The sequence below is a fragment of the Rheinheimera sp. UJ63 genome, assembly GCF_021568285.1.
Taxonomy (GTDB): domain Bacteria; phylum Pseudomonadota; class Gammaproteobacteria; order Enterobacterales; family Alteromonadaceae; genus Alishewanella; species Alishewanella maricola.
In genome coordinates this window covers 1-22,728 of record NZ_JAKGTQ010000006.1, presented here as the reverse complement: position 1 = coordinate 22,728, position 22,728 = coordinate 1, and the positions used below count along the sequence as shown (strand labels likewise).

The following is a 22,728-nucleotide window of genomic DNA, read 5'->3' as shown; positions in this document are numbered from 1 at the left end:
CTTCGCTTAACAGCATCGCCCACTGTAATTAGTATTACGCGGCTCAATACCGGGCCTGTAAGCATCTCCGCTAACACTTCACGTCAGAAGTTACCCGCTGCCGCGCATAGCTAGAGAACCGGGCGACTGGTTAGATCTTACCCAGGGTGGACTTTCACCTCCTATTTGTCGCCAGCTTTGCCTGGCGAACTAAGCGTAACGCCAACCACACATTCCTATCCTAACTGATCAACATTACCCTGTCTGCCACTGTTAATTATTAGGGTAATGATCATGAAACGCACTAAAGAACAATGGCTGGCCTTATTCGCCGAGCAAGCCCAAAGTGGCCTCACTCAAACGGCATTTGCTAAACGACAAGGGATTATCCCGACCTATTTCAATCTCCGTAAACGCCTGTTGTTGGCTCATCAGAATGATGACACCGGTTTCATTGAATTAGCACCACAAAGCTCGCCACTGGCCCGGCATATCCTGCTACGCAAGCGTGATATGGAATTGCAGTTTCCACCTGGCACTGATGCGCTGTGGTTAGCCGCCTTGCTCAGGGCACTTTGACCATGAAAATGTTCCTCGATGTGCCTAAGGTCTATTTGCACAAACAGTCGGTCGATTTTCGCAAATCCATTAATGGCTTATCGTTGCTGGTCGAGCAAGAGATGCAGCTCTCGCCATTTAGCGGCGCGTTGTTTGTGTTCTGCAATCGGCAGCGTACCCGATTAAAAGTGCTGTACTGGGATAGCACTGGATTTTGTCTGTGGTACAAGCGACTTGAAAAGACACGTTTCGCTGGCCAAGGCAGATGCCCGGAAAAATACTGTCTATTAGCGAGCAGCAATGGCATTGGCTGTTGCAAGGTGTCGATATTCAAAAAATCACCGCGCACCAGCCACTGCATTACCAGAGTGTGGGTTGATATGCCGATCGGCTATAAATCCTGTAGATCGCATCCAAAACAATCTAAATCTTACCAAGCACTTAGCCAAATTGGCCGTTACAATAGCGGCCATGAAAAAGATACCAGACACCCTACCTGATGACGTTGAACTGCTTAAGAAAATGCTGCTTGAGCAGACAGCGCTACTTGCCAAGCATGAGCAAAAGCTTGAGCGAAAACTGGCGCAAAAAGACAAACGCATCGCTAAACTAGAGCGGGTTAACCAGCAGCTGTCGGATAAGCTGCAGCAATTGCTGGAGCGTTACAATCTGACGCAGTACCAGAAATTTAGCCCCAGCAGCGAGACCTACGAAGGTGAAGGCGAAGTCTTAAATGAGGCCGAACAGCTTATTGAAGACAAGTCCGTAGCGACAGAGCCAGACACTCAGACGACCGAGAGCGCTGAGAAAGCCGCTAAGCCACGCCGACCGCGCATTGCTCCAGAACTCCCCCGCGTTGATGTTATCCATGATATTAACGATAAAACCTGTGCCTGCTGCGGCCATGCGCTGCATCAAATGGGTGAAGAAGTCAGTGAGCAAATCGAGTTCGTACCGGCGCAAATCCGGGTGCTTAGAAATGTCCGGCTGAAATACAGCTGCCGGCAGTGTGAGACCAACGGCACTAAGGTCGACATTAAGATTGCTGATGTGCCAGCTGCGGTTATCCCTAAGAGCATGGCCACTCCAAGTCTGCTTGCCCAAATCATCAGCAGCAAAATGCACTATGGCTTGCCGTTATACCGTCAGGAGCAGTTGTTTAATCAGGCGGGTATTGAGCTTAGTCGTCAAACGATGAGCCGCTGGCTGATAAGCTGCGCAGAAAAACTTAAACCACTACTGGCGTTAATGAAAGCTGAGCTGCTTAAACAGCCGGTGCTGTGGGCAGATGAAACCACGGTCAATGTGCTGGATGTTGAGAAAAGCACCTGCTACATGTGGGTGTATGGCTGTGGCTTAGAAAAAAGTACCGGCCCCAAACTGGTGCTGTTTGATTATCAGGATAGCCGCAGCAGCAAACATCCCTGTGACTTCTTATCCGGCTTTAACGGTTATCTGCAGGTAGAAGGTTATGCCGGATATGAGAAAACTCACGCAACCTTAGTCGGTTGCTGGGCGCATGCCAGACGCAAGTTCGTTGAAGCCCAAAAAGCACAGGGCAAAGGCAAAACGGGTAAAGCGGATGTGGCCCTTAACCACATCCAGAAACTCTATGCACTGGAGAGTAAATTAAAAACCGTACCGCCTGATAAGAAGTATGAAGCCAGGCAAACGCTAGCCAAGCCACTGTTAGAGCAATTCAAAAGCTGGCTGGATAAATCAAGCGAGAGTGTCACGAAAGAAAGTTTACTGGGAGTCGCTATCACGTATAACCTGAATCAGTGGCCCAAACTAATCCGCTATCTGGATGATGGTAGACTTAATATCGACAACAACCGTGCTGAGCGCGCCGTCAAACCGTTCGTGATTGGACGCAAGGCGTGGTTGTTTGCCAATACTGAAACGGGCGCAGAAGCCAGTGCTGCAATATATAGCCTAGTCGAAACGGCCAAAATCAATGGTCTGGAACCGTATGATTACTTATGCTGCTTGCTGAAAGAGCTACCCAAAGCCAATACCCACGAGCGACTGCAACAACTCCTGCCTTATTGATCAGCAGCCACACCGCAAGGTGTGGTTGTTGTTACGCTTACCATCTATCAGGTAGTGATTTTCATTAATGATTTATTGTATGAGAGGAATAAAGTTTCATACTAAACAATCAAGAACCCCTGCTCGTACCGTTCTAGATTAAATATGACCGAAAATGTCGCTAGGTATTAAAGATTAAAAATTTTGAGCGTCACAATCCCATATTCGCTAGTTACACTGCATTCCACTGCCGAGCAAAAGCGGCTTAGGCTGCTACAGCAACTGATTGATTGCCATAGCAAACAGAGCTTTGCCTTCTGCAGTGCACAGCAATTTTTGGGGGCATTATTTTAATAGCCGCTAAGTTTATTTTTTGCATACATTTTTGATTTCGCTTTAAGTGCATGCTAACTAACTATCTATGATGAGTCTGCAAAGGTGGCATTGCACTGAACAGCTAGAGCAAGCTTTAGCCATGCAAGCAGAGCTTACCGATCAGGAGTGACAGGATGCACCTTTAACAAATGATGATCTAGCATGGTAAACCAACCTAAGCGGTTTGAGGTTTGGTTAGTCAACTTAGATCCGACCCAAGGGCGAGAAATTAATAAAACCCGTTCCTGTGTTGTGGTTTCCTCCAACGAGTTAAGCAAATTATCCACTGTGTTGATGGCGCCAATGACCAGTCAGGTCTTGACTTTTGCCTATATCTTGCATATTCGTTAGGCAATTAGCCCAGCTAAGCCTTTTCTGATAAAGTAAATACACTTAATACTGGTAAATACCTGCTTTATGATCAACACAAGCCCGATATTACTGAAGATTAAAAAGCTAGCTCGGCAAAATTCCGATATTGGGGCTATTTGGTTATATGGCTCAAGAGCTCATGGGCGCGAAAGGCCAGATAGCGATTATGATCTCGCTATCGCTTTTAATAACTTTAATCTGGATGCTTTAAACCGATATACCCGCCCACAATGTATAGCGCTTGATTGGGCTGCAGCGTTAGCTCTTCCAGAAGCTATGCTATCTATTGTAGATATTAACCAAGCCCCTATTTATTTAGCATATCAAATCATTGATAGCGGTCAGCTGCTTTATAGTGATGGCAGCGCTCGGGCATGGCAAGAGATAACACGTATTAATAGCCTATTTGAATACCAACAGCGAGAGGCTAAGCAATGAATAACAATGAAAACGGCTTGCAACTCTATTTAACCGAAGCAGCAAACCATGTACAAGAATACTGTCAGCAACTTGATGAGCTTCGTGCAGATCTTGCGCAAGGCGAACTACGCAGGCGAGATTATTTGGCTACAGAACGTTTATTACAACTTTTAACAGAATTGAGCATTGGCTTAGCTAAACATTGTTTAAAGAGATACCAGCAACAAGCGTCTGTAGATGCCTATCAAACTTTTTCTAAGCTGCAGCAGCACGGCATGATAACAACAGATGAACTTAAAGAATGGCGTCAGATTATTGGTATGCGCAACGCACTAGTCCACGATTACCTGAACATTGATGTTAATATTGTTCGTTTAATCGTAGCGCAAGGCCGTTATAACGCACTTGCTAATTTTTGTGGTAAAGCAATAAACTTTTTAAAGGAAACGACCTAATATGCACAAAGGATCAGGTGTACTAGCTGAAACTTGAACTGACAGTTACCAGTTTTTCATTGTGCCTGTCAGGGCCACAGGGTCAGATCCTATCGTACAACAGGGTCAGGTCTTGGCTTTTGCCTCTATCTTATTCACACGCTGGCTATGCGAGCCACGAAACCAATAATTTTCTCAGGGCATACTAACTAGAACAGTTCTTAGCAACAAGAGCCTTAGGTAGTCTGCCTCTGAGAGGGATGGAAAAGTCAAAAAGCATGTATGACTCGCCTCCAGGTTGCAAGCACTGATAACAAATAAGTCTGCGTCAATGTATCAGGAGTCTATTAGCACGTTCTTAGTGTGCACGCCCGCTATGTTGTTCGCCCATCATCGTCCTTATAAGACCTTCAGTATCAAGATACTTTTGCTTTTGCCAGGTTTCCGATCATGGTTTTTGCCTTATTGCCATCGTGTTGCAAACTCGGTGTGACCCGGTTTATGCAGCTTGAGCTGCGTAATTCTGCTCTTTCGTTAATACTGCCCAGATTATCCGAGCAAGTTTATTCGCCATTGCCACTATTGCGACGGTTTTTTTCTTGCTGACTAGCAATTTCTTTATCCATGGGCTCCAGGCATGATCCTCTTCGAGCTTCCATTGAATAACCGAACGTGCGCTATGGATCAGATATTTACGCAACGTGTGGTTGCCGCGTTTGCTGATCCCAAGCAGGTTACTTTTCCCGCCTGTTGAATGTTGTTTCGGTACTAAACCTGCCCAAGCGGCAAAGTCTCTGGCACTTTTAAATTGTGTGCAACTGCCTGCCCAAGCCTCAATAAAACTGGAGGTGATTAAGCCTATTCCTGGAATGCTTTGCATCCGTTTACAGTTGTCGTTTTGATTGTTTATTGCTGCAATCTCACGCTCTAACTCACTGAGTTTAGTGTCAATTGCTTGATAGCGTTTAACCAGCCGAAACAGGGCGCAGCGTAACGCAGCGGGTAAATCAAACTCGGCATCCTCGGTGATGTCAGCCACTTAACTAATAAAGCTTCGGCCTTTTTTCTGCTGAATACCAAATTCCAACAAAAAGGTATGTGCTTGGTTACTGATGGCGGTGCGCTCTTCAACGAACTGCTCACGTAATTTAAGTAAACAACCAAAAGCTTGCTGCTCTTCGCTACGTAGATGAGCAAAACGCATCGTTGGCCGCTGTGCAGCTTCACAGATGGCTTCTGCATCGTTAAAGTCATTCTTGTTCGACTTTACGAAGGGTTTAACAAATTGAGCAGGTATCATTTTAATTATATGGCCCAGGCTTTTGGCCTTACGGCACCAATGGTGAGCACCACCACAGGCTTCGAAAAATACCGCACAGGCTGGCAAATTTGCCAGGTATTCTGCAAACTTGCTTAATGGGATTTTGCGTTTTTCAATGATTTTGCCATGCTGATCCTGCCCAATTACATGACAACTGAACTTGCCAAGATCAACGCCTAATGTTCTTATAGACATGATGATTCGCCTCTATCGGTTTGGTCACCAACATCCTAAATCAGGATATAAGGCGAGTCATCACATTAGACCTGACCCCAAGAGCTTCCAACCTCAAAAATTTATTTACTTAGTATATTGCGTATTTCGGGATGATCCGGCCAGTTTGTTCTTCGTTTTACAGACTTACTTTCGATTCATCAGCTCGGGGATATTTACAGAGAATTGAGACATAATTTTCTCAATGATACCTTTCGCGACAGTCTCAATTCCAGGTAAGTGTTTAAGCTCAATAAACTGCTGCACATAGCTCTGTTTGCTTTTAGATAACGTTCCACCATTGCTTAATAGCAACGAAATCAGCACATCGATATTTTTGTTCGATATATCGAAGGTGCTATTGATATGATCTTTCAGGGTATCAAAACAGATAATCAGGCAGACTTCTTCGATGAGCTCTGAAGAAACTGCGGTTTCCATCATGTCGTAGACAAATTTCACATGCTCGGTAAAGTCTGGGTAGCGATACATGTATTCGATGTCATTGTTAATTACGATCTTTGAGTCATCAGAAAAGGAATAATCAAGCATCGATAAAATTGGTCTGGAAATACTCTCCAGAACCTGATCATACTTTTCCGGATTTCTTAAAATTGACGCAGAAACAGGAATAATAAACTTATGTTTCGCTTCACGTTGTTTCATCACGTCATGGATCAGATATCGATGCAATCTGCCATTACCATCAATAAAAGGATGGATATAAACTTCACCAAACGAGATGATGCATGCATGGATCAGGGCAGGCATAGATCTGTCTAACATCAGATTCTCATGCGTAGCTAACAACCCAGTCATCATTCCAGGTACATGTTTAGCCAGTGGGCCTATGTAATGCACATCCTCATCAACGATATTATACCGTTGGATCGTGCTGCCAACATAGATTTCATCCGTTCTGTAATCGTTAGCTCTAACCCGCTCTTCGACAATCTGATTTTGGATATCAATCAGTTTGCCTTTGTTTAACTCAAACAGACCAACATTTTTGACCGCATTCAAAAACCGCTGCATTCTCTGTTTATCAGGGCGCTCATTCTCAATTTCAGTCGATGATTTGGTTTCTTTCGAGTAGAGATAATTTATAGAACGTCCCAAAATATCGGTTGATAATACATCCCCCAACGATTGCATTTTTGTATAGGCAGTTTCATAAACATCTATGCCGGCAATTTTCTGAATTTGCTTTGTTTTTCTTACTGTTGGGCAGTAGTCTCTGTTCCCAATAGCATTGTTTATGACACGCATTCTTTTGTGCCGAATGCCGTCTTTTAAAGTATAGTAAAACGCATCATCAAACAGCGTGATGTAGTTCCCACTGGTCAATGCGGGTATGGGGAGTTCTGCATCAGTTAGCCATTCGAACAAAAACCACAGCACTCTGTTATATTTTGATTGTGGTGATGCTCGAATGAAATCTGCAAATTCATTTACATCAATGACTTTGAATATTGCAGCAAAAAAATGAAGACGAATACCTTGGTATTTAATTGCAGCGCACATGTGCTCATAGGGTGAGTCGATAATTTTTCTTGTGGCAGGTATCACTCTTCTTTTAGATGAACCAAAATCTACTATGCTGTCTGCTGACACTGATTTATCAGCAAAAACCTCGACATTCAGCTTCGGAAGCAGTAGTTTGTAAAACTGATTTAGGTAGGTGTACCCTATTGGACTCATCTGTAAGAATACCTTGTTAGTTATCACTAAAGATAAATTACTTATATATTTAGAGTAACACTTACAAACTAACCATTCCACTTACAAGCCACTCGTTTTACTTAAAAAACACAGTTTTACTTATACTCTTTTTACAGACAGTAATGCACTTCATGATGGAGGAATAGCAGACTATCAACGCACATTTTAAAACCCGAACATACTGACACTGCTGTCTATTACTTTACTACTCAAAATGAATGGTTTGTCATGTCGTTGGCCAGAGCGTGTGGCCTGTCTGTGCCGGATGTACACCATATTTATCTACCTGCACCGGCTTATATTGTAAAAGATCACACTAAATTACCACCTGTTTCACTTTAAAAGGACCACTGGTTGCAATTTCTATAGGCCATAACTTTCACCATCAAGGACTATTGATTGCAGCAATCATTCATTAATATCAAAGACTGCTTTGAGCGAATAGCAGAAATTTCTCCCCACATCATTAGGCACATGCGAATGTCTGCTTTACTGCACAAGCTGACATAATGCTTTTTAATTTGATTGAAGACTCATCGTATAGCGAAAGCCTAATATCCATCATTCACATTAATTTTTATGCTTTTTTAAGTCGAACTTAAATGACTTAGATGCCAAAGTATAACGACCTTACCAAAGTCTTAATCACCAGACTGGACTTCCCAGACTATTTCTAAGTCAGTGAGTGGCATGTTTTAATGGAATACCACCGGCTTTAACCCATAACTGCAGTTGCCCCCCTTAAAAACGTTTTGTTAAAATTGACGTTGTGGTGATTCAAATAATTAACACATCCAAATGTTAAATATAAAAACATTTTTTCATTACATTCTTGACATGGTTATTCATTGGGCTACCTTGTTAAATCTTAGGTTAATAAAAATAACAATATAAACAAATAATTGATTGTAAATCAAAACACGGAGGTTGCACTTATGTTTAGGGTCTTACTCATTGCTTTTTTATTCCTACCACCAACACTTTATGCAAAAACGAGTGCTGAACTTTCTGAAGAAACAAAACAAACGCAAGAGCAAGCCTCACTTATGATGGAATGTGATGTGGCGACAATTGGGGGGTATTGCGCGCCTCAAGTGCCGCAATACACGCAAGCCACCCTTTCTGGGCAAACCGTAAGTTTACAATGGGTAGTAAACAGCAGTTATGATTATTTTCTTATCGGCCAGGCAACCAATAGCAGCTGGGGTAACGATGATATTCTTTACAATAATAGTCAAAGCCGTTTCCTTCAAGCCGGAAATAGTTACCTATTTCGCGTCGCGGCTTGCAGTAATTTACATGGTTGCAGTGATTACGCCTACACACAAACGTTTAATATTACAGGTGGCAGTCCGACAGGGGCATATATCAAAGCACCTGCAGATTTAACGGCATCATTCTCCGGCAACACTTTAACAGTAGCATGGGGAGCTGTTTCTAACGTGTCATCATATCGGATCAGACAGAACGTCAACGGTGTTTGGCAACCTGAAATCAATAAAGGTACAACCCGGACCCATAATGTCGCCATCAGCACAAATAACATTTATAGCTATCAAGTTCGTGGATGTAACGCCTCTGCACAATGCTCAGATTGGTCTCATGTCTTAACGATTAATACCTCCGCAGCAGTGACCTACATACATACCGACATCCTAGGTAGTGTGATTGGTGAGAGTAATCAAGCGGGTAGCATGCTTAAAAAGACGGAACTTAAACCCTTTGGTGAGCGCAAGGAGCAATAATCATGAATACTAAATTGACTGTATCGGTTCTCATTTTTGGGTTTTTATCGTTCAGCACACAGGCATACTCTCAAAAAGAGCGAGAGGAGCTATCAGCCTTGTTTATGAATGCGATGGAAAGTCATTCGGGCTTGCGGTTACTTGAAGCAGAGCAAGCAAATTCATCCCGGGTAATGTCTACGGGCAGTCACGATAAGCTAAAACTGATGACTGAGCTTGCGCTATCTAGGATGGAAGTTAAAGAGCATATTACACCAGAGACAACCGCCTTATTTGGTGACAAGGTTGACTTAAACACAGGCTCAATCACTTTTCAACATACTGACATTGCATTAAAAGGCAATAACGCATTGCCTGTTGAAATACGTCGCAGCTATCGAGGCTCTAAGAATAATCGCGGCAACAATGCCAGCTTTGGTGATTGGAGCTTGGAGATCCCAAGTATTACCACAACCACGCTTGAATATCGTCCGGGTCAACTCAGCCATTTTCCAGGTTGTGGACGATTGGAGCCTGAATGGGTTGATACCGAGTTTGCAACAGTAGGGGCTATGCAATATTGGAGCGGTGACACACTGGATATTCCAGGCGTGACCAATCAGAAGCTCAGAATGGCCTACGATGCAGGAGGGATGATACAAAATGCGCGGTATGCTGATAACTGGAAAATTAATTGCCTTACAAACCGATACGGTTTTGAGGCAACGTCTCCCGAAGGCGTTATCTATACGTTCGATGTCGTCAGACTGGTGCCCTCAACCTTGGTTCAGGTAGAGCAAGAAGCTGACGTGCTCAATCCAAACTACGATGCTGCCGTGCTATTGCGTTCATATACCCTCAACATTCAGGTCAGTAAAATTCGTGATCGCTTTAATAATGAAGTCAATTTTGAATATCAGTCAGCAACATTACCGTATGGCAGCGCCAGTCAGTTTTTAACATACTCCAATAAATTGACTAAAATTTCTGCTACAGATGGCCGAGAAATCAATATTGTCTATGAGGCGGGGCAAAATACGGACAGAGTATCGAAGATCACTTCTCATGGTAGAGAATGGCATTATGCGTATAACACCGTATATGACAATCGGGATTTACTGTACAAAGATGTACTCAAGTCAGTTACTCGCCCTGACAACAAAAAATGGGAATTTAATTTAACGTTTGATCTCTATGGCGGTATCAGCGCATCGCAACCAACACTGGCAGACTGTGCTGTTATATCACCTCAGGATAACGTGTCTACGTTAACCCATCCTGAGGGAGCCGTGTTTGTTTTAACGCACAGAGGGGCCCAATTTGGTAGAACCAATGTCCCCTTTTCTTCATCCGGCGGAAGTGCCTCGCCTTGGGTTGGTCATCATAATGTTGGACGGTGCTTGACGAACCCGGCCATTGCTAAAAAAGAGCTTCAATTTAACAATAATTCACTCGTTTGGAATTACCAATACTCTCAAAACGCGGGCTCACCAAGACAAATGACGACAACCCCTCAGCCTGCAGCATTATCTGGATTACCTTTTGCGCCGGCGGGTCATTCCCTGATGAATTTGCGCTCTACATCCGTCGTCAATCCAGACGGAAGTAAAACTGTGCATGTGTTTAACCGAAATTTTGGCGTACTTGAAGGCAAAGAGGTATTGACACTTTACTACGATACTAATGCTTCTAGCTTATTAAAAGCGGTTGAAACCAGCTACGTCACAGCACCTAAAGTGGGTAAGGTAAGGATGGTTTCTTGTAAGCCTTCACAATATCCTGTTTTTGAACTTATCAGCGATGAATGTCAAAAAGTGTTTGAAAATCAAGCAATGCATGAAAACAACATTTACCCTGGGAACCTTAAAACCACCCTTTATAGTAATGGCTCACCAACGACGTTTTCTACCACCTATAGTCAGTATAATATCTACGGACAACCAGGCTTAGTGTCAGAAACGGGGCCAAGTGGTACGCGCTACAAGCGGTTTAACTATCAACATGACACTGCATTATGGGTGCTGAACTTACCCACAACGACTGAGTTATCGTCTAACAATAGTAGCTGGACGACTGTCAACCAAACGACTTACTATGCTGCTAATTCTGCGAGTAAATTACTTCCTCATCAGGAATATCAATTCGGCTCACTCATCAGTTCAAACACTTACCATACCAGCGGTGGTGCTATCGGAAATCTGTTACGCCAGACTTACAATTCGCCAAATCGTTGGGTCGAATTCAATAATTATAAGCGTGGTATCCCCCAACAAATTACCTTACCTGGCCGTTATACCGCATCTGCTGTTCAAAGTGCCTATCAAAGTGTCAACGACCGTGGTGAAATACAAAGTGTCACCAACTTTAGAGGCCACACGTCAAGCTATGCTTATGATGCCCTAGGACGATTATCGTTAATTACGCCTCCCGCACCTTGGGCCCCTACGGTCATTGATTACAGCAGCCAAAATGGGCGTTTTGTTCAAACAATAACACGGGGGGCTTATGAAAAGCGGATTGAGATGGATGCGTTGTTCAGGCCATTATTAACCCGTGAACGTGATGCGGCGCGCAATATCAACGTGTATGTACGCCAGCAATTTGATGCTTACAACCAACCTGTATTCACGTCGTTTCCTAGTGAGAATGACGACGAACCCAATGGTCAGGCAACCCTTTACGATGGATTACAGCGGGTTAAAAGGCAATACTTCACCGTCGATAACACGGGTGTTGACTATTATTATTTAACGAACAACCGGGTAGAAACAGTTGATAGTTTAGGCAACCGCAGCACAACCACCTTTCGGGCGTTTGGCTCACCCGAGCAGAAACTTCCCACCCTTATCAGTCAACCAGAAGATGTTTCAACCGCGATTAATTACTCTGTATTTGATAACGTTTCAAGTGTCCTTCAAGGGGGCGTGACAGAATTGCGTTTTTACAATGCGCAGCAGCGGTTATGCCGTTTGTATCGTCCTGATGTAGGCGCGACGGCATATGATTATAACATCGTAGGTGATGTCATCTGGGAAGCTAAAGGCGCATCAGGTGCGAATAACGCTTGCTCCACGGCCAGTGTACTGGCAAGTGAAAAGATTAACTTTACGTATGACAACATCGGAAACATCCGGCAAATCAGCTATCCAGATGGTAGTGGTAACAGTGTATATACGTATGATAATCAGGGAAGCTTAACAAATCTGACCTCGGGTTCAACAGCTTGGGAATATCAATACAATTCACAAAGCATGGTTGAGAAGGAGACCCTTTTAGTGGATGGTCTCGCGTTTGTTCTCGACCCATCCTACAACGGTCTGGGACACATGACATCACTAAGCTATCCGTCAGGCCGAAATGTTAGTTTTACGGTGGATGCATTAGGGCGTTCGCTTAGCAGCGGCAGTTATGCGACGAATGCGCAGTACTTTCCAAACGGGCAGCTTAAAAGTTTCAACTATGGTAATGCGTTAACGTTTAATCAAACTTTGGATAATCAGCAAAGGCCAGAGCTACGCCGAGTGAGTCAATCGGCTAACTTACTGTCTCAACTTTATAGTTATGATAGCAATAGTAATCTTACTTCAATAACCGATGCTGTAACGCCGTCAAATAGTATGACTAATATGACGTATGATGGCCTTGGCAGATTAAAAACAGCGAATGGATTTTGGGGCGCTGGCAGTTTTAGTTATGACGCACTGGGGAATATTACCCGCAAGACGTTGGGTGCACAGGACATTATTTATTCCTATAATGGCAATAACCAGCTTGCCAGTATAAGTGGTAGTCTGAGTCAAAGTTTTGGTTACGATAACCGGGGTAATGTTACCAATAATGGTGTAAGGGCCTTTAACTTTAACCGCGCTAATCGCTTAACCAGCTCAGGCACTAACAGCTATGTATATGACGGCCATGGCCGACGGATAATCAAAAACAAAAACGGCGCAAAAACCTATAGCTTGTACAACAGCGCCGGGGTTTTGATGAGCACTTATGAAAATAATGGTTATACCGACTATTACTACTTAGGTAGCCAACTGGTCGCCAAATATGCCGATCCAAGAACTCAATCGGACGAACCAGGCTATACCGGCCATGTGGAAGATAACGATCTGCAGTTAACTTATATGCAGCAGCGGTATTATGACCCGGTTGTTGGGAGGTTCTATTCGAATGATCCGGTTGGGGCCGTAGAGCACCTTAGTAACGCAGAAGGGATAATGGGTTTTAACCGTTACTCTTACGCAGTCAATAATCCATATAAATATACCGACCCAGATGGACGTGTAGTAGTGGTTGCTTCAAGGAACTTGGACATTGATTACGGTATTGGAAAAGCTGGATCTCATTCAATGGTTATCGTATCCACTGGCAAGGGAGATCCTGTCATACTAAGTAGTTTAGAAGTAAATGGTAAGAATGTATTTGGTAAAAATCATGCTGCTGATGTTCAAGCGCTAGCAAATGGCGATATAACTGATTCTATAGTTATTCAGCCTCCTGAGGGCATGACATCAGACCAATTTGACCGAGCAGTATTGAGCCAAGGTGAATTTATGGCAACTTTGGAGCCTCTGGACTATTCGGCGATACCCGCATTGGATGGTGGAGCAACCCCTAATGAAGGAAACTGCCATACTAGCACTAGAAACTTAATCAATGGTGCTGGGGGAGCAATTCCTAAGGAATTTAATCCCTCTGGATTTAACCCAGACTTGCATAGTGGGCGGTCAACTAGTGAAAGACCAGAGAATCAGTGAAATGAATAAAATCAAACTGTTCACAATCGCTTCAATTGCAATTTTCATTTTGATAATTTTTGATTTGTATGTGTTTAGACCTTCTGGTGTTTATTCATATTCAGCAGGTGAAGCCTATGGCTTTGCTATTGGAATGAGTAAAAAGCAGGCTTTAAATGCGATATATTTAAAGAGTCAGAGTTCGGTTCTTAAAACTAGAGAACCTTTCAGCGAGCGAGTTATTACTAATGAATATAAACTCGAATTAAACGTTGAGCAAATTCAGTCAGATTATTGGGTCATATATGAATCTGCAAAGTTTAGTTATTTATTAATTTTTAAAGACGAGCATATATCAAGGATTTTAGGGTTTTCCCGCAGGTTAGGTGAACTGCAAACAGGGCTTTCTTTGTTTACCGTAATGGACAAAAGTGAAGACAAGACTTACAGGGATGTTTTCAAAGGTCTAAACCAAGAAGAAATAGACTCCCTGATTCTAGCGCAAAAAGAATGGGCAAATGTATACATAAAGTAGATTAGCGACTCTAATCTCTACGCACGTTAGCCAGAGAAATAAAGAAAGCAAAGTAAAATTTGGCCCCGATTGAATCCAACCACATCGCCTCGCACTCGCGGGGCTTTGTTTTTTGCTCTCAATAAGCCCAAATCCATAAACTTAGCTATACTGATAACATGCTGTAATACATAAATTTATTGATGATATGTTTTGTTTCTTAGTGTCGATAAATGTATATGCAGGCACGATACTATGATCCAGTTATAGGGCGGTTCTAGAGTAATGACCCTGTAGATTTCTTAGGGCATATGCAACGCGGAAATCCAACGATGGGTTTTAATCGTTATGCATATGCTAATAACAACCCATATAAATATACTGATCCTGATGGCGAGTTTTTACAATTAATTGGTATGGCAATCGGAATGTATAGTGCGGGAACCTCAGGGTCAGGTCTTGCTTTTTGCCTTTTCTGCCAGATGGGCTAGAGTTTAGCCACAGCCAACACCACCTGGAGTATGCAACATGGCAAGGCCACTGAGATTGGAATTTGCAGGGGCGCTTTACCATATCACCAGCCGGGGCAATGAGCGTAAAGCCATCTATTTTGACGATACCGATTTCGAACTGTTTTTAACGCTGCTGGATAAGGTATGCGAGCAGTATAACTGGTTGGTACATGCCTATTGCTTGATGACGAACCACTATCATTTGCTGGTAGAGACACCCGATGCCAACCTCAGTAAAGGTATGCGGCAACTTAACGGCACTTTTACCCAGGCGATAAACCGAAAACACCAACGGGTAGGGCATTTTTTTCAGGGGCGCTATAAAGCCATATTGGTCGACAAAGATGCCTATTTGCTGGAGCTAAGTCGCTATATTGTGCTTAACCCCATCCGAGCCAATATGGTACAGGTGTTAGATGACTGGCCATGGAGTAGCTGGCATGCGGTGATGGGGGCAACAGTTTCCCCCTCCTGGTTGGCAACAGATGCGTTACTGAGTATGTTTGGCAAACAACGTAAAACTGCCAGAGAAAAATACGCAGACTTTGTGCAGCAGGGCCAGGGTATTGCCGTATGGGATAAGTTGACGAATCAGCTTTTTTTAGGTAGTGACGACTTTGTGCAAAGCCATTTAGCACTGTTAACTGAGCCGGATAAGTTAGCTGACATTCCGAAAAAGCAGCGGCGCGTTGCTGCTAAAACGCTGGCAGAATATGAACAATTAGCAAAAACGCGAAATGAAGCTATTACTGCAGCGCACAATTCCGGCGCTTATACTCTGAAGCAGATTGGCAATCATTTTGGCTTGCATTACTCGCGGGTGAGTAAGATAGTGGCAAAAAGCAAGACCTGACCCTGAGGTATTATAATGCTGCTCAGAGATATGTCGATGTTACAGATAAGTTAATTTACAATGATTCAGGGTATAAAAAGCACGGCAACTCACCAAAAAAATCTTCGGGTGAAATTATTTCCCCTAAACCAACTGATGGTCAAGCTGCCCTAGATAATTCTGTGCCGCTTGGAAAAAATACTGATGCTCGTGTAGGCGTCGACGTCAATAATAAAGAAGTTGTTATTCTCAAAAATAACGGAACACCAAGTAATGAATATCATGGCTATGTCCCAGAAAAGCTAAATACTAAAGAAGCAAATGTGGTGAGGGAAAAATTTGATGGCATTGTTGACGTTAGTAACAATGGAACCTGCAAGGTTAAGTGCTAAGGACGAAACATGAAGCCATTGAACTATTATGGTTCATCTATTAAAGCCACCCCGCTACATTATTGTGAGACATATGATGAAGCGATACAATACCTTGAGCAAGGATGGCGAGGTGATGAACTATGTAAAGGTATTTCCCCATACTTGCATTGTTGCAATGATATCCAGATTCTCGAAGAGTGTCTTAAGCGTGGAGCCAAGACAAGCAATGATTTTTTGCAGACATCGGCTTTGCATAGCCATAGCAAACTTAGTTTCATAAAAATATTAGTTTCGTATGGTGCCGATGTTAACTACGTAAATTGGAATGGTTCAACACCTTTACACAAAGCAAATAATTTAGGAGTCATAAAATTTTTAGTGTCGAAAGGAGCGAATCCAAATATATTAAATAATGACGGATTATTACCAGGAGACGATTATCCTTCAGGAATTAAATGGGAAAAAATGAAAAATTATCTCGCTCACATTCGTAATTTAAAAAAGCACGAAACTTGAGATAAATTTTTTGCCTTATACAGCGAGTGGACGCCCATAACCCGGTGTCCTTTTTTCTATCCAAACCATGCAAAATCCCCAGCAGCCTGATCAGTCATTTCCAGTAGAAGTGATCAGTGCTCACCAGCAGGGCTGGCATTTTGCTGCAGCGCCTACAGCTGGCGGTGCTGCACAAATTGATCTTTTCTGCTGGCGGTGACTGATCAGTTCTGCTGCTTAATGCTGATCAAGCTGCTGTCATTTGCGGTTTAGAGTGCGTTCAAATAATAGGTGCTTAAAATAAAAAAATTATCCGGAATTGGTGCGTCTTGATAGAGGATGTCTGTTATCTCAAATATCTAAGTTTTCTGATGCTTCAAGAGCGTCCTGCACGTCAATTCCTAAATAACGGACGGTACTCTCAATTTTCTTGTGTCCCAGCAACAATTGAATTGCACGAAGGTTTTTGTCGCGTTTGTACAAAATAGACACTTTAGTTCTGCGCATTGAGTGGGTGCCGTAGAGGCTGCTATCTAGACCAATCGATCTGACCCATTTATGCACAAGTCGGTCATAAGCACGTGTGCCAAGGTGCGGCACAGTATGCTTACGCGAGGGAAATAAATAGTCATCGTGGCTTAACTCAGCGTGGGCTATCCAAGTGCGTAACGACTGACGGGTATGAGTAATTATCTCAAACATCACCGGCGTACCGGTTTTTTGCTGTACCACACTAGTACGAGTCAGAATATCGCCAGAGCGCATCACGTCTGAGACTTTCAACGCGACTAAATCACAGCCTCTAAGTTTAGAGTCAATCGCGAGATTGAATAGAGCCAGTTCCTTTAGGTTGTTGGCTATTTCCAGCCGGGCACGAATAGACCAAATCTCTTGTTGGCGCAGCGGCGCTTTTTGGCCGATAATCTTGCCTTTGTTCCAAGGTATGCGACTTGCCATGATGATGTCTCGTTGTTTTGTAGTGACATCGGGTTATCGACTGAGTCGCAGAAAAAATAACCGCATTGGATTTAAGCAGGCCCAACTAATAGCAAGCTTGGTCACGCACTTCATAAAAAGGTAGCTACGGTTGAGGAATTACTGCTTAAGATGATGTGCAATTAAAAGCAGCTACATCAGCTTGATACTAGCTGAATTAATGACTGCTTTAGAACTCAAAGCGGTCATCGGGGCTTGCCAAGGTAAATGTCTGCTATTGGCACAAAGCCACATTCTGAAGTGGTTTTCCCAATTTGAAATTTTGACGGTTAAGGCACTGCTATCAGACTAGAATTTTGATTTAAGTGGTAAGTTCTTTGCAACGAATGGTCCGATGGATTTGCAAAGACTGGTAAGTTAGCTCTGCAATTGGGTCGTAAATTAAATGCTATTGATCACTCAAAGTTATTTAACTGGAAAGTCTCTGCTTACATTTTTCGCAGTACCATCCGTTTTGAAATCTAAATGCTGTTGATGTAGGAAGGTGGCTCACTAGCTTGTGAAACATTTTTTCAGCTCTACATTTCTGGATTGGTGGCGGTGTCCAATCTGATAAATCCATATTTCACTTGTTATTCTTCAAATAGAGACTCAGCCCCAATCAACGGGATAAATCTTAACAAAACATCTTCCATCACACCGTTTTCAGCGGTAGTAATCATCTTCGCGCTACGGTCTTTCCAAGAGAGCGTTTGAATCAAACTTGAGGTAACAACACTAGGCTTTTCAAGGTTTTTTACGGGTACTTCGGTAGCTTGACCGCGAATACTGGTACTAATCGGACAGCAGATAAGTAGCCCTGTTTGCTGATTGTATTCTTTACTTGAAAGGACAAGAACTGGACGGTACTTGCCGATCTCTTTGTCTTTCACTGGCTCAAAATCTAACCAGATAATGTCATTGCGTTTTGGAATGTACTGCGCCACTACTCGCCTAACTCCTCAACAGAGACAACAGCCAATTCATCAGCATGTGCCGTATGAGCATCTAAGCCGTTTAGAAGTTCTTTTTCGCTAAACGGGAAGCGTTTCTTTTGACGCTTAATAGGTTCAATAGTGATCTTCTTACCATCCGCTTTAACCTCAATCTCAGCCCCTTCAACCAAGCCAAATTGACGAATAAACGCAGCAGGAATGATGTTGCCAAGACTGTTGCCAATTTTTCGTACTTGAGTCCGCATATCTCAACCTCACAAGTGGGTACATTGTTATAACCAAATTGATTGTATACCTTTTAACCTCGGTGCCAACATTGTTATAACTAAAAAGCTAACTCAGCTGCCTTAGATATTGCGCTAATACGATCCTCATTTTAATTCTAAAAAGTTTTTAACTTTAAAGTCATAGCTTCAAACGTTATTGTCTACCGACAGAAAAATAAAGATTTATGCTAATTACTACTACTACGCCAGAATCGAACTACAACCGAGTATTAAAGTATCATACTCTTTGTAGCTAATCTCTGGACAAAGGAAATTTAGAATTGATGCCTAAAGTATTCAGCTATCAACCCCAAATTATGCATGATAGTTCGATAACGGGCTTGCTCTTGAGCGTCAGGTGCAAGGATGGCGATTAACAGAAAACAACTAAGTATGATTCTTTATTACTTAGTATGAATCTTTATCCTACTCACACATTTATACTGTTTAGTAGTGACGATTTAAATACCACCTAGCCGCAACAGGCGCATAGAAAAACGGATACAGCAGGGCATATAGTACTGAATAACCTTTAGTCTTGGCATGAATGTTATAAAAAAAGTACCCAATGCAACCCCAAATATTGATCGTAATTAACACAGAGATCAAATAACAAAAACGCTCTTGATCGGGTTCTAACAGTGCCAATTTTATTAAGGGGCTCATCATGGCGAGTACCACAAACCCACCCAACAGTTGGCAACTATAAATTTGTAGTGTTTTCATGTTGTTTCTCTTTTTTAAATACCAACTACGCCAACCTAACCTTCGGTACCCATACCGCATAATCCATAAATAGTGTCATATTTACTCTCCCGGCGCGATTACCAATCATCTGAGCCAAAACTACCGAAAGAGTCATCCAGTCCACTACTATATGAGTCGCTACTGCTAAAATCTGATACACCACCGTCGAACATATCTATCGTTGAATCACAACCAATACCGCCTATTGAATCAATACCGTAGGCGTTACCTTCAATATCAACGCTTCCCATACCACTAATCATAATGTTACCATTTGCCGGATTTACCACGGCATCATCAGTAGCAAAATCAGTTACAGACTCAAACTCTGCAGTGCCTTCATCAAAAAGCCCGCCAAACCAGCTGAACAATCCCAATTTCATTCTCCTAAACAAATTAAAGTGCAATTTCCTTACACAGGCTTTTCAATGAGTTGTCGATAATGACAGCACAAATGCTTTTCCGAACTTAATTATTTTCGATTAAATAGCAAGTTATTTTTTTAATGGGGGTTGTATATGTATGGAATTCAGATAAGTGGCCGCTAAGCAATTTTGATTAAGTGAACTACTCGGCACTAAAGTACCGAGCTTCTGATTACGCAGCAGGTGCAACCATCTTTTGTTGACGCTTCGACGCCTGATGCACAGCACCTTTAGTTTTATACATGGCTCCACGCCTGATATCTGAGGCTGGCTTTAAGGCGCCTTTGTCAGATAACTCCGTTCCAGAGTGTAGTACTAAATTAATTGCTGTTGATCTTTACCCGCACCAGGGGTGCAATACACTAAGCACTGCTCTGAAATTCAAAAATTTTTTGTTCTTGCATACTGAATTTTTATAAAAATAAATTAATTAGCTTAACCCCTAAACGGTTCCTTAATTCTTCATCAAAAGGCAATACGGTACCTTCTCGGACCAATTCTATTGAATTGCCTAGTAGTATCCTTGAGAGTCGGTTGCTTGGGTCTAACTTAGGGTCCTTTATCATTTGTTGACATAGTTTTTGCTCTAACAGCAAATATTTTGCTTCGCTGTATAAGGCCCAACAGTCATAACTGACATCTGGTAATAATAAGAACCTATCATGTTGTAGCATCGCTTCGGTGCAGATAATTCCGCCAGCATCAAGTGTCAACCTCACCATACTTCCTTACTCTGTTTTAGGTTATTAAGTACAGTGTAACTCTGTCTGCGACCTATTGTGTCGCACATAATGATTATGCTTCCAGCAGGCCACAGTTTGAAAAATATCAACATCATTGCCCGCTGCCAATTCGAACCCAGCGAGTTCAACGCATTGCAAATGAAGCCGGAAGACGAATGTGCTGGTGTAGGTTATTTTATGACACCTAAAAACTGCATCGACGCACTAACCAAACTGAGCTTGGCGGTGAAATTTAAGTTCGTCACTGATAAAAGCTGTGAATAATTTTAATCTTATACAATTGGAATCAGGGCACCTATATTTTTTAAAACAGAATAATATAACTAAAAAAAGACTTGCTGATACAGCAATCAAAATCTATATTTTTTCTTAGTAAAAGGTACATTATGAGAAACGAATTACCACAAGAAATTAAACAAAAATATGGTGTCTCAGAAGAATGGCAAGTTCCTTATGCCCAAGGGATTGAGTTAATAAGAAATGGTGCACAACAACTTCGTAGTGTCCTACAGGAAAATAACCCGGTTCGTCAGGAGCTTGAGTCAATTCGTGACTTGCTAAATGACCTTGAAGAATTCGAGACTGATTTTTTTGAGATTGTTGAATGGCTAGAGGATGGTGAAGACATAGATAGCAATGAAATTTTGGAACAAATAGATAATTCAGGTTTTATCGAAGGAATTAATGAAGATGCTTACGAGAACGTACTCGAGGTTTTTCGTGTTTATATTCACGGCGAGGGCATTGCCCAAGAATTAATTAAACCTTCAATAGACATATTATATGATGGATTTGGCAAAATGCTTTCAGCACGCGGTCTTGCTTAAAGTTTATTTTTAAGGAAAGAAATAAGATGAAAAAAAATGCGCTAATAATCTTAGAAGCACCATGGGATTTAAGAAAGAATGATCAAAACGTCGTCAGCGTTTTACCATTCTTTCAGGGGCTGGAGCGGCTGAATGGGAATTTTGATCTATACCACTCCCAATTTTACGAAACCAATAGCTTTGAAATGGCGCTAGATCAGTTAACCAAACTAGATTACAAGCGTTACTACATTTATATAGCTAGTCATGGATATGGTAATAGGCTTCAGAATATTAAGCTCGAAACTGTTTTGGGAAAAATAAATAACAAAGCACAACATAAAAACATTGTCGGCGTTGTTATCGGTGCATGTCTTGTTGGGCGAAACACTTCATATTTTGGGGCTTATACCGAGTCTTCTAATATTGTCTGGAAATTTGGCTACAAATGCGCTGTTAATTGGCTTGATGGTACGTTATTGGATTTGAAAATTTTCGACAGTCTGCTCAATTCAAAAAATAATGATTTTCTTGAAGCCAACAAATTAATAAGAAGATTCAGAGGAGCAGTCTCACTTTATGACCCAACAGAATCTATAGGTACCGATATTTCAAAAATTGATGAAAATGGTAAAGAGCATGAGCCAGATATGGCTATAAAGGATTCACTAACATTAGTGATCCAACCCAAAGGGCAAGGCCATAAAGCCAAAGACTACAGTAGCGAGTTATTCGATATTGATGATTAAATATGCTCCACCAATAACAACTTAGCGTTGCATCCCTTATACTATCGCTTTGTGCCTATATCACTGCTTATTGGCATAAAAATGATATTACAGGGTAGCGCGGTGTTGACGCAATATCACTTTAGATATGAAACACAGCCTGGTAAAACTGCCAAATGTTTAGATGGCAATGGCTATTATATTTTGGTTTTCAGTAACATATACACTACCCGAGCGCGGCTCGCTTGTCGCGCAGGTAGTCGATAACATCCTGCCAAGATGCGAGCGCTTCAGTACCTTGCCTCTGAACTATTAACTGCAGCAAATACCGCAACTCATCCGTAAGCGTCCGGCGATCACAGGTTAGCGCTCTGATTTAAGTGTCCACTTAATTTTAGTGGACACTTAGTGTCTTAAATCGCGTCACCTGACTGTTTAGATAGATCGATATTCCAAGGTAACAA

Annotated in this window: 22 protein-coding genes and 2 pseudogenes; 16 read left to right on the top strand and 8 right to left on the bottom strand. The window is 42.3% G+C overall.

Annotated elements, in window-relative coordinates; genetic code table 11:
- The first annotated feature begins 273 nt into the window (after positions 1–273).
- The 6 genes from tnpA to hepT all read left to right on the top strand — a co-directional run bounded on the left by tnpA (position 274) and on the right by hepT (position 4,190).
- The gene (tnpA, locus tag L1N97_RS14415) at positions 274–558 is read left to right on the top strand and encodes an IS66 family insertion sequence element accessory protein TnpA (protein ID WP_236130271.1); all 285 of its coding nucleotides are present in this window, start codon (positions 274–276) and stop codon (positions 556–558) included.
- Between the two features lie 2 nt (positions 559–560).
- Positions 561–1,037 (top strand): IS66 family insertion sequence element accessory protein TnpB, encoded by a 477-nt coding sequence (gene tnpB / locus L1N97_RS14410; RefSeq protein WP_236130270.1) that lies wholly within the window; start codon positions 561–563, stop codon positions 1,035–1,037.
- The gene (gene tnpC / locus L1N97_RS14405) at positions 1,009–2,589 is read left to right on the top strand and encodes an IS66 family transposase (protein WP_236130269.1); all 1,581 of its coding nucleotides are present in this window, start codon (positions 1,009–1,011) and stop codon (positions 2,587–2,589) included. The genes tnpB and tnpC overlap by 29 nt, the downstream gene beginning before the upstream one ends.
- Before the next feature lie 516 nt (positions 2,590–3,105).
- Positions 3,106–3,294: a type II toxin-antitoxin system PemK/MazF family toxin gene (locus L1N97_RS14400; protein ID WP_236130268.1), complete on the top strand. Its 189-nt coding sequence runs from the start codon at positions 3,106–3,108 to the stop codon at positions 3,292–3,294.
- A gap of 66 nt (positions 3,295–3,360) precedes the next feature.
- Positions 3,361–3,753, top strand: a complete 393-nt coding sequence (mntA, locus tag L1N97_RS14395; RefSeq protein WP_236130267.1) for a type VII toxin-antitoxin system MntA family adenylyltransferase antitoxin — start codon at positions 3,361–3,363, stop codon at positions 3,751–3,753.
- Positions 3,750–4,190 carry a type VII toxin-antitoxin system HepT family RNase toxin gene (gene hepT, locus L1N97_RS14390; protein ID WP_236130266.1) on the top strand — a complete coding sequence of 147 codons (441 nt, stop codon included), beginning with the start codon at positions 3,750–3,752 and terminating at the stop codon, positions 4,188–4,190. The genes mntA and hepT overlap by 4 nt, the downstream gene beginning before the upstream one ends.
- Before the next feature lie 478 nt (positions 4,191–4,668).
- Here the strand turns inward: hepT and L1N97_RS14385 are convergent.
- Together L1N97_RS14385 and L1N97_RS14380 are read right to left on the bottom strand one after the other, a co-directional pair.
- Positions 4,669–5,685 (bottom strand): annotated as a pseudogene (locus L1N97_RS14385) (IS110 family transposase).
- A 165-nt stretch (positions 5,686–5,850) separates the two neighbouring features.
- A complete protein-coding gene (locus tag L1N97_RS14380; protein WP_236130265.1) occupies positions 5,851–7,404 on the bottom strand; it encodes a Fic family protein in 1,554 nt (517 codons plus the stop codon).
- Positions 7,405–7,581: 177 nt separating this feature from the next.
- On the opposite strand from L1N97_RS14380, the pseudogene L1N97_RS14375 reads away from it, so the two are divergent.
- The 7 genes and pseudogenes from L1N97_RS14375 to L1N97_RS14345 form a co-directional block, all read left to right on the top strand.
- A pseudogene (locus tag L1N97_RS14375) lies at positions 7,582–7,767 on the top strand (hypothetical protein); the annotation flags it as partial.
- A gap of 593 nt (positions 7,768–8,360) precedes the next feature.
- Positions 8,361–9,170 carry a hypothetical protein gene (locus L1N97_RS14370; protein ID WP_236130264.1) on the top strand — a complete coding sequence of 270 codons (810 nt, stop codon included), beginning with the start codon at positions 8,361–8,363 and terminating at the stop codon, positions 9,168–9,170.
- Positions 9,171–9,172: 2 nt separating this feature from the next.
- A complete protein-coding gene (locus L1N97_RS14365; RefSeq protein WP_236130263.1) occupies positions 9,173–13,912 on the top strand; it encodes an RHS repeat-associated core domain-containing protein in 4,740 nt (1,579 codons plus the stop codon).
- A 1-nt stretch (position 13,913) separates the two neighbouring features.
- On the top strand, positions 13,914–14,426 hold the full coding sequence (locus tag L1N97_RS14360; protein WP_236130262.1) for a hypothetical protein: 513 nt from the start codon (positions 13,914–13,916) through the stop codon (positions 14,424–14,426).
- A 507-nt stretch (positions 14,427–14,933) separates the two neighbouring features.
- Positions 14,934–15,770 carry an REP-associated tyrosine transposase gene (locus L1N97_RS14355; protein WP_236130261.1) on the top strand — a complete coding sequence of 279 codons (837 nt, stop codon included), beginning with the start codon at positions 14,934–14,936 and terminating at the stop codon, positions 15,768–15,770.
- 161 nt (positions 15,771–15,931) lie between these two features.
- A complete protein-coding gene (locus L1N97_RS14350; RefSeq protein ID WP_236130260.1) occupies positions 15,932–16,141 on the top strand; it encodes a hypothetical protein in 210 nt (69 codons plus the stop codon).
- Positions 16,142–16,150: 9 nt separating this feature from the next.
- On the top strand, positions 16,151–16,639 hold the full coding sequence (locus tag L1N97_RS14345) for an ankyrin repeat domain-containing protein (RefSeq protein WP_236130259.1): 489 nt from the start codon (positions 16,151–16,153) through the stop codon (positions 16,637–16,639).
- Between the two features lie 330 nt (positions 16,640–16,969).
- Here L1N97_RS14345 and L1N97_RS14340 read toward each other — a convergent pair whose 3' ends face one another.
- The 6 genes from L1N97_RS14340 to L1N97_RS14320 all read right to left on the bottom strand — a co-directional run bounded on the left by L1N97_RS14340 (position 16,970) and on the right by L1N97_RS14320 (position 19,945).
- Complete coding sequence (locus L1N97_RS14340) at positions 16,970–17,575, bottom strand: tyrosine-type recombinase/integrase (RefSeq protein WP_236130258.1); 606 nt, start codon at positions 17,573–17,575, stop codon at positions 16,970–16,972.
- A gap of 611 nt (positions 17,576–18,186) precedes the next feature.
- A complete protein-coding gene (locus tag L1N97_RS14335) occupies positions 18,187–18,540 on the bottom strand; it encodes a type II toxin-antitoxin system PemK/MazF family toxin (protein ID WP_236130257.1) in 354 nt (117 codons plus the stop codon).
- Entirely contained in the window at positions 18,540–18,794 is a 255-nt protein-coding gene (locus L1N97_RS14330; RefSeq protein WP_236130256.1) for an AbrB/MazE/SpoVT family DNA-binding domain-containing protein, read from the bottom strand. Before L1N97_RS14330 ends, L1N97_RS14335 begins: the two co-directional genes overlap by 1 nt.
- A 296-nt stretch (positions 18,795–19,090) precedes the next feature.
- Positions 19,091–19,195, bottom strand: coding sequence for a hypothetical protein (locus L1N97_RS17100; protein ID WP_442967251.1), 105 nt, complete (start codon positions 19,193–19,195; stop codon positions 19,091–19,093).
- A 67-nt stretch (positions 19,196–19,262) separates the two neighbouring features.
- Positions 19,263–19,541, bottom strand: a complete 279-nt coding sequence (locus L1N97_RS14325) for a hypothetical protein (protein WP_236130255.1) — start codon at positions 19,539–19,541, stop codon at positions 19,263–19,265.
- A gap of 98 nt (positions 19,542–19,639) precedes the next feature.
- Entirely contained in the window at positions 19,640–19,945 is a 306-nt protein-coding gene (locus L1N97_RS14320) for a hypothetical protein (RefSeq protein WP_236130254.1), read from the bottom strand.
- A gap of 860 nt (positions 19,946–20,805) precedes the next feature.
- Between L1N97_RS14320 and L1N97_RS14315 the strand changes: the two genes are divergently transcribed.
- The 3 genes from L1N97_RS14315 (at position 20,806) to L1N97_RS14305 (ending at position 22,285) form a co-directional block, all read left to right on the top strand.
- Positions 20,806–20,994, top strand: a complete 189-nt coding sequence (locus L1N97_RS14315; protein ID WP_236130253.1) for a hypothetical protein — start codon at positions 20,806–20,808, stop codon at positions 20,992–20,994.
- A gap of 122 nt (positions 20,995–21,116) precedes the next feature.
- Entirely contained in the window at positions 21,117–21,557 is a 441-nt protein-coding gene (locus tag L1N97_RS14310; RefSeq protein ID WP_236130252.1) for a hypothetical protein, read from the top strand.
- Positions 21,558–21,583: 26 nt separating this feature from the next.
- Entirely contained in the window at positions 21,584–22,285 is a 702-nt protein-coding gene (locus L1N97_RS14305; protein WP_236130251.1) for a hypothetical protein, read from the top strand.
- The last annotated feature ends 443 nt before the right edge of the window (positions 22,286–22,728 follow it).

Coding starts and splice junctions, on each gene's coding strand:
- L1N97_RS14340 (WP_236130258.1), bottom strand. CDS start 17,575: ATGGCAAGTCGCATACCTTGGAACAAAGGCAAGATTATCGGCCAAAAA.
- mntA (WP_236130267.1), top strand. CDS start 3,361: ATGATCAACACAAGCCCGATATTACTGAAGATTAAAAAGCTAGCTCGG.
- L1N97_RS14360 (WP_236130262.1), top strand. CDS start 13,914: ATGAATAAAATCAAACTGTTCACAATCGCTTCAATTGCAATTTTCATT.
- L1N97_RS14305 (WP_236130251.1), top strand. CDS start 21,584: ATGAAAAAAAATGCGCTAATAATCTTAGAAGCACCATGGGATTTAAGA.
- L1N97_RS14325 (WP_236130255.1), bottom strand. CDS start 19,541: ATGAAAACACTACAAATTTATAGTTGCCAACTGTTGGGTGGGTTTGTG.
- L1N97_RS14365 (WP_236130263.1), top strand. CDS start 9,173: ATGAATACTAAATTGACTGTATCGGTTCTCATTTTTGGGTTTTTATCG.
- L1N97_RS14310 (WP_236130252.1), top strand. CDS start 21,117: ATGAGAAACGAATTACCACAAGAAATTAAACAAAAATATGGTGTCTCA.
- L1N97_RS14370 (WP_236130264.1), top strand. CDS start 8,361: ATGTTTAGGGTCTTACTCATTGCTTTTTTATTCCTACCACCAACACTT.
- L1N97_RS14400 (WP_236130268.1), top strand. CDS start 3,106: ATGGTAAACCAACCTAAGCGGTTTGAGGTTTGGTTAGTCAACTTAGAT.
- L1N97_RS14330 (WP_236130256.1), bottom strand. CDS start 18,794: ATGCGGACTCAAGTACGAAAAATTGGCAACAGTCTTGGCAACATCATT.
- L1N97_RS14345 (WP_236130259.1), top strand. CDS start 16,151: ATGAAGCCATTGAACTATTATGGTTCATCTATTAAAGCCACCCCGCTA.
- L1N97_RS14320 (WP_236130254.1), bottom strand. CDS start 19,945: ATGAAATTGGGATTGTTCAGCTGGTTTGGCGGGCTTTTTGATGAAGGC.
- L1N97_RS14380 (WP_236130265.1), bottom strand. CDS start 7,404: ATGAGTCCAATAGGGTACACCTACCTAAATCAGTTTTACAAACTACTG.
- tnpA (WP_236130271.1), top strand. CDS start 274: ATGAAACGCACTAAAGAACAATGGCTGGCCTTATTCGCCGAGCAAGCC.
- hepT (WP_236130266.1), top strand. CDS start 3,750: ATGAATAACAATGAAAACGGCTTGCAACTCTATTTAACCGAAGCAGCA.
- tnpB (WP_236130270.1), top strand. CDS start 561: ATGAAAATGTTCCTCGATGTGCCTAAGGTCTATTTGCACAAACAGTCG.
- L1N97_RS14355 (WP_236130261.1), top strand. CDS start 14,934: ATGGCAAGGCCACTGAGATTGGAATTTGCAGGGGCGCTTTACCATATC.
- tnpC (WP_236130269.1), top strand. CDS start 1,009: ATGAAAAAGATACCAGACACCCTACCTGATGACGTTGAACTGCTTAAG.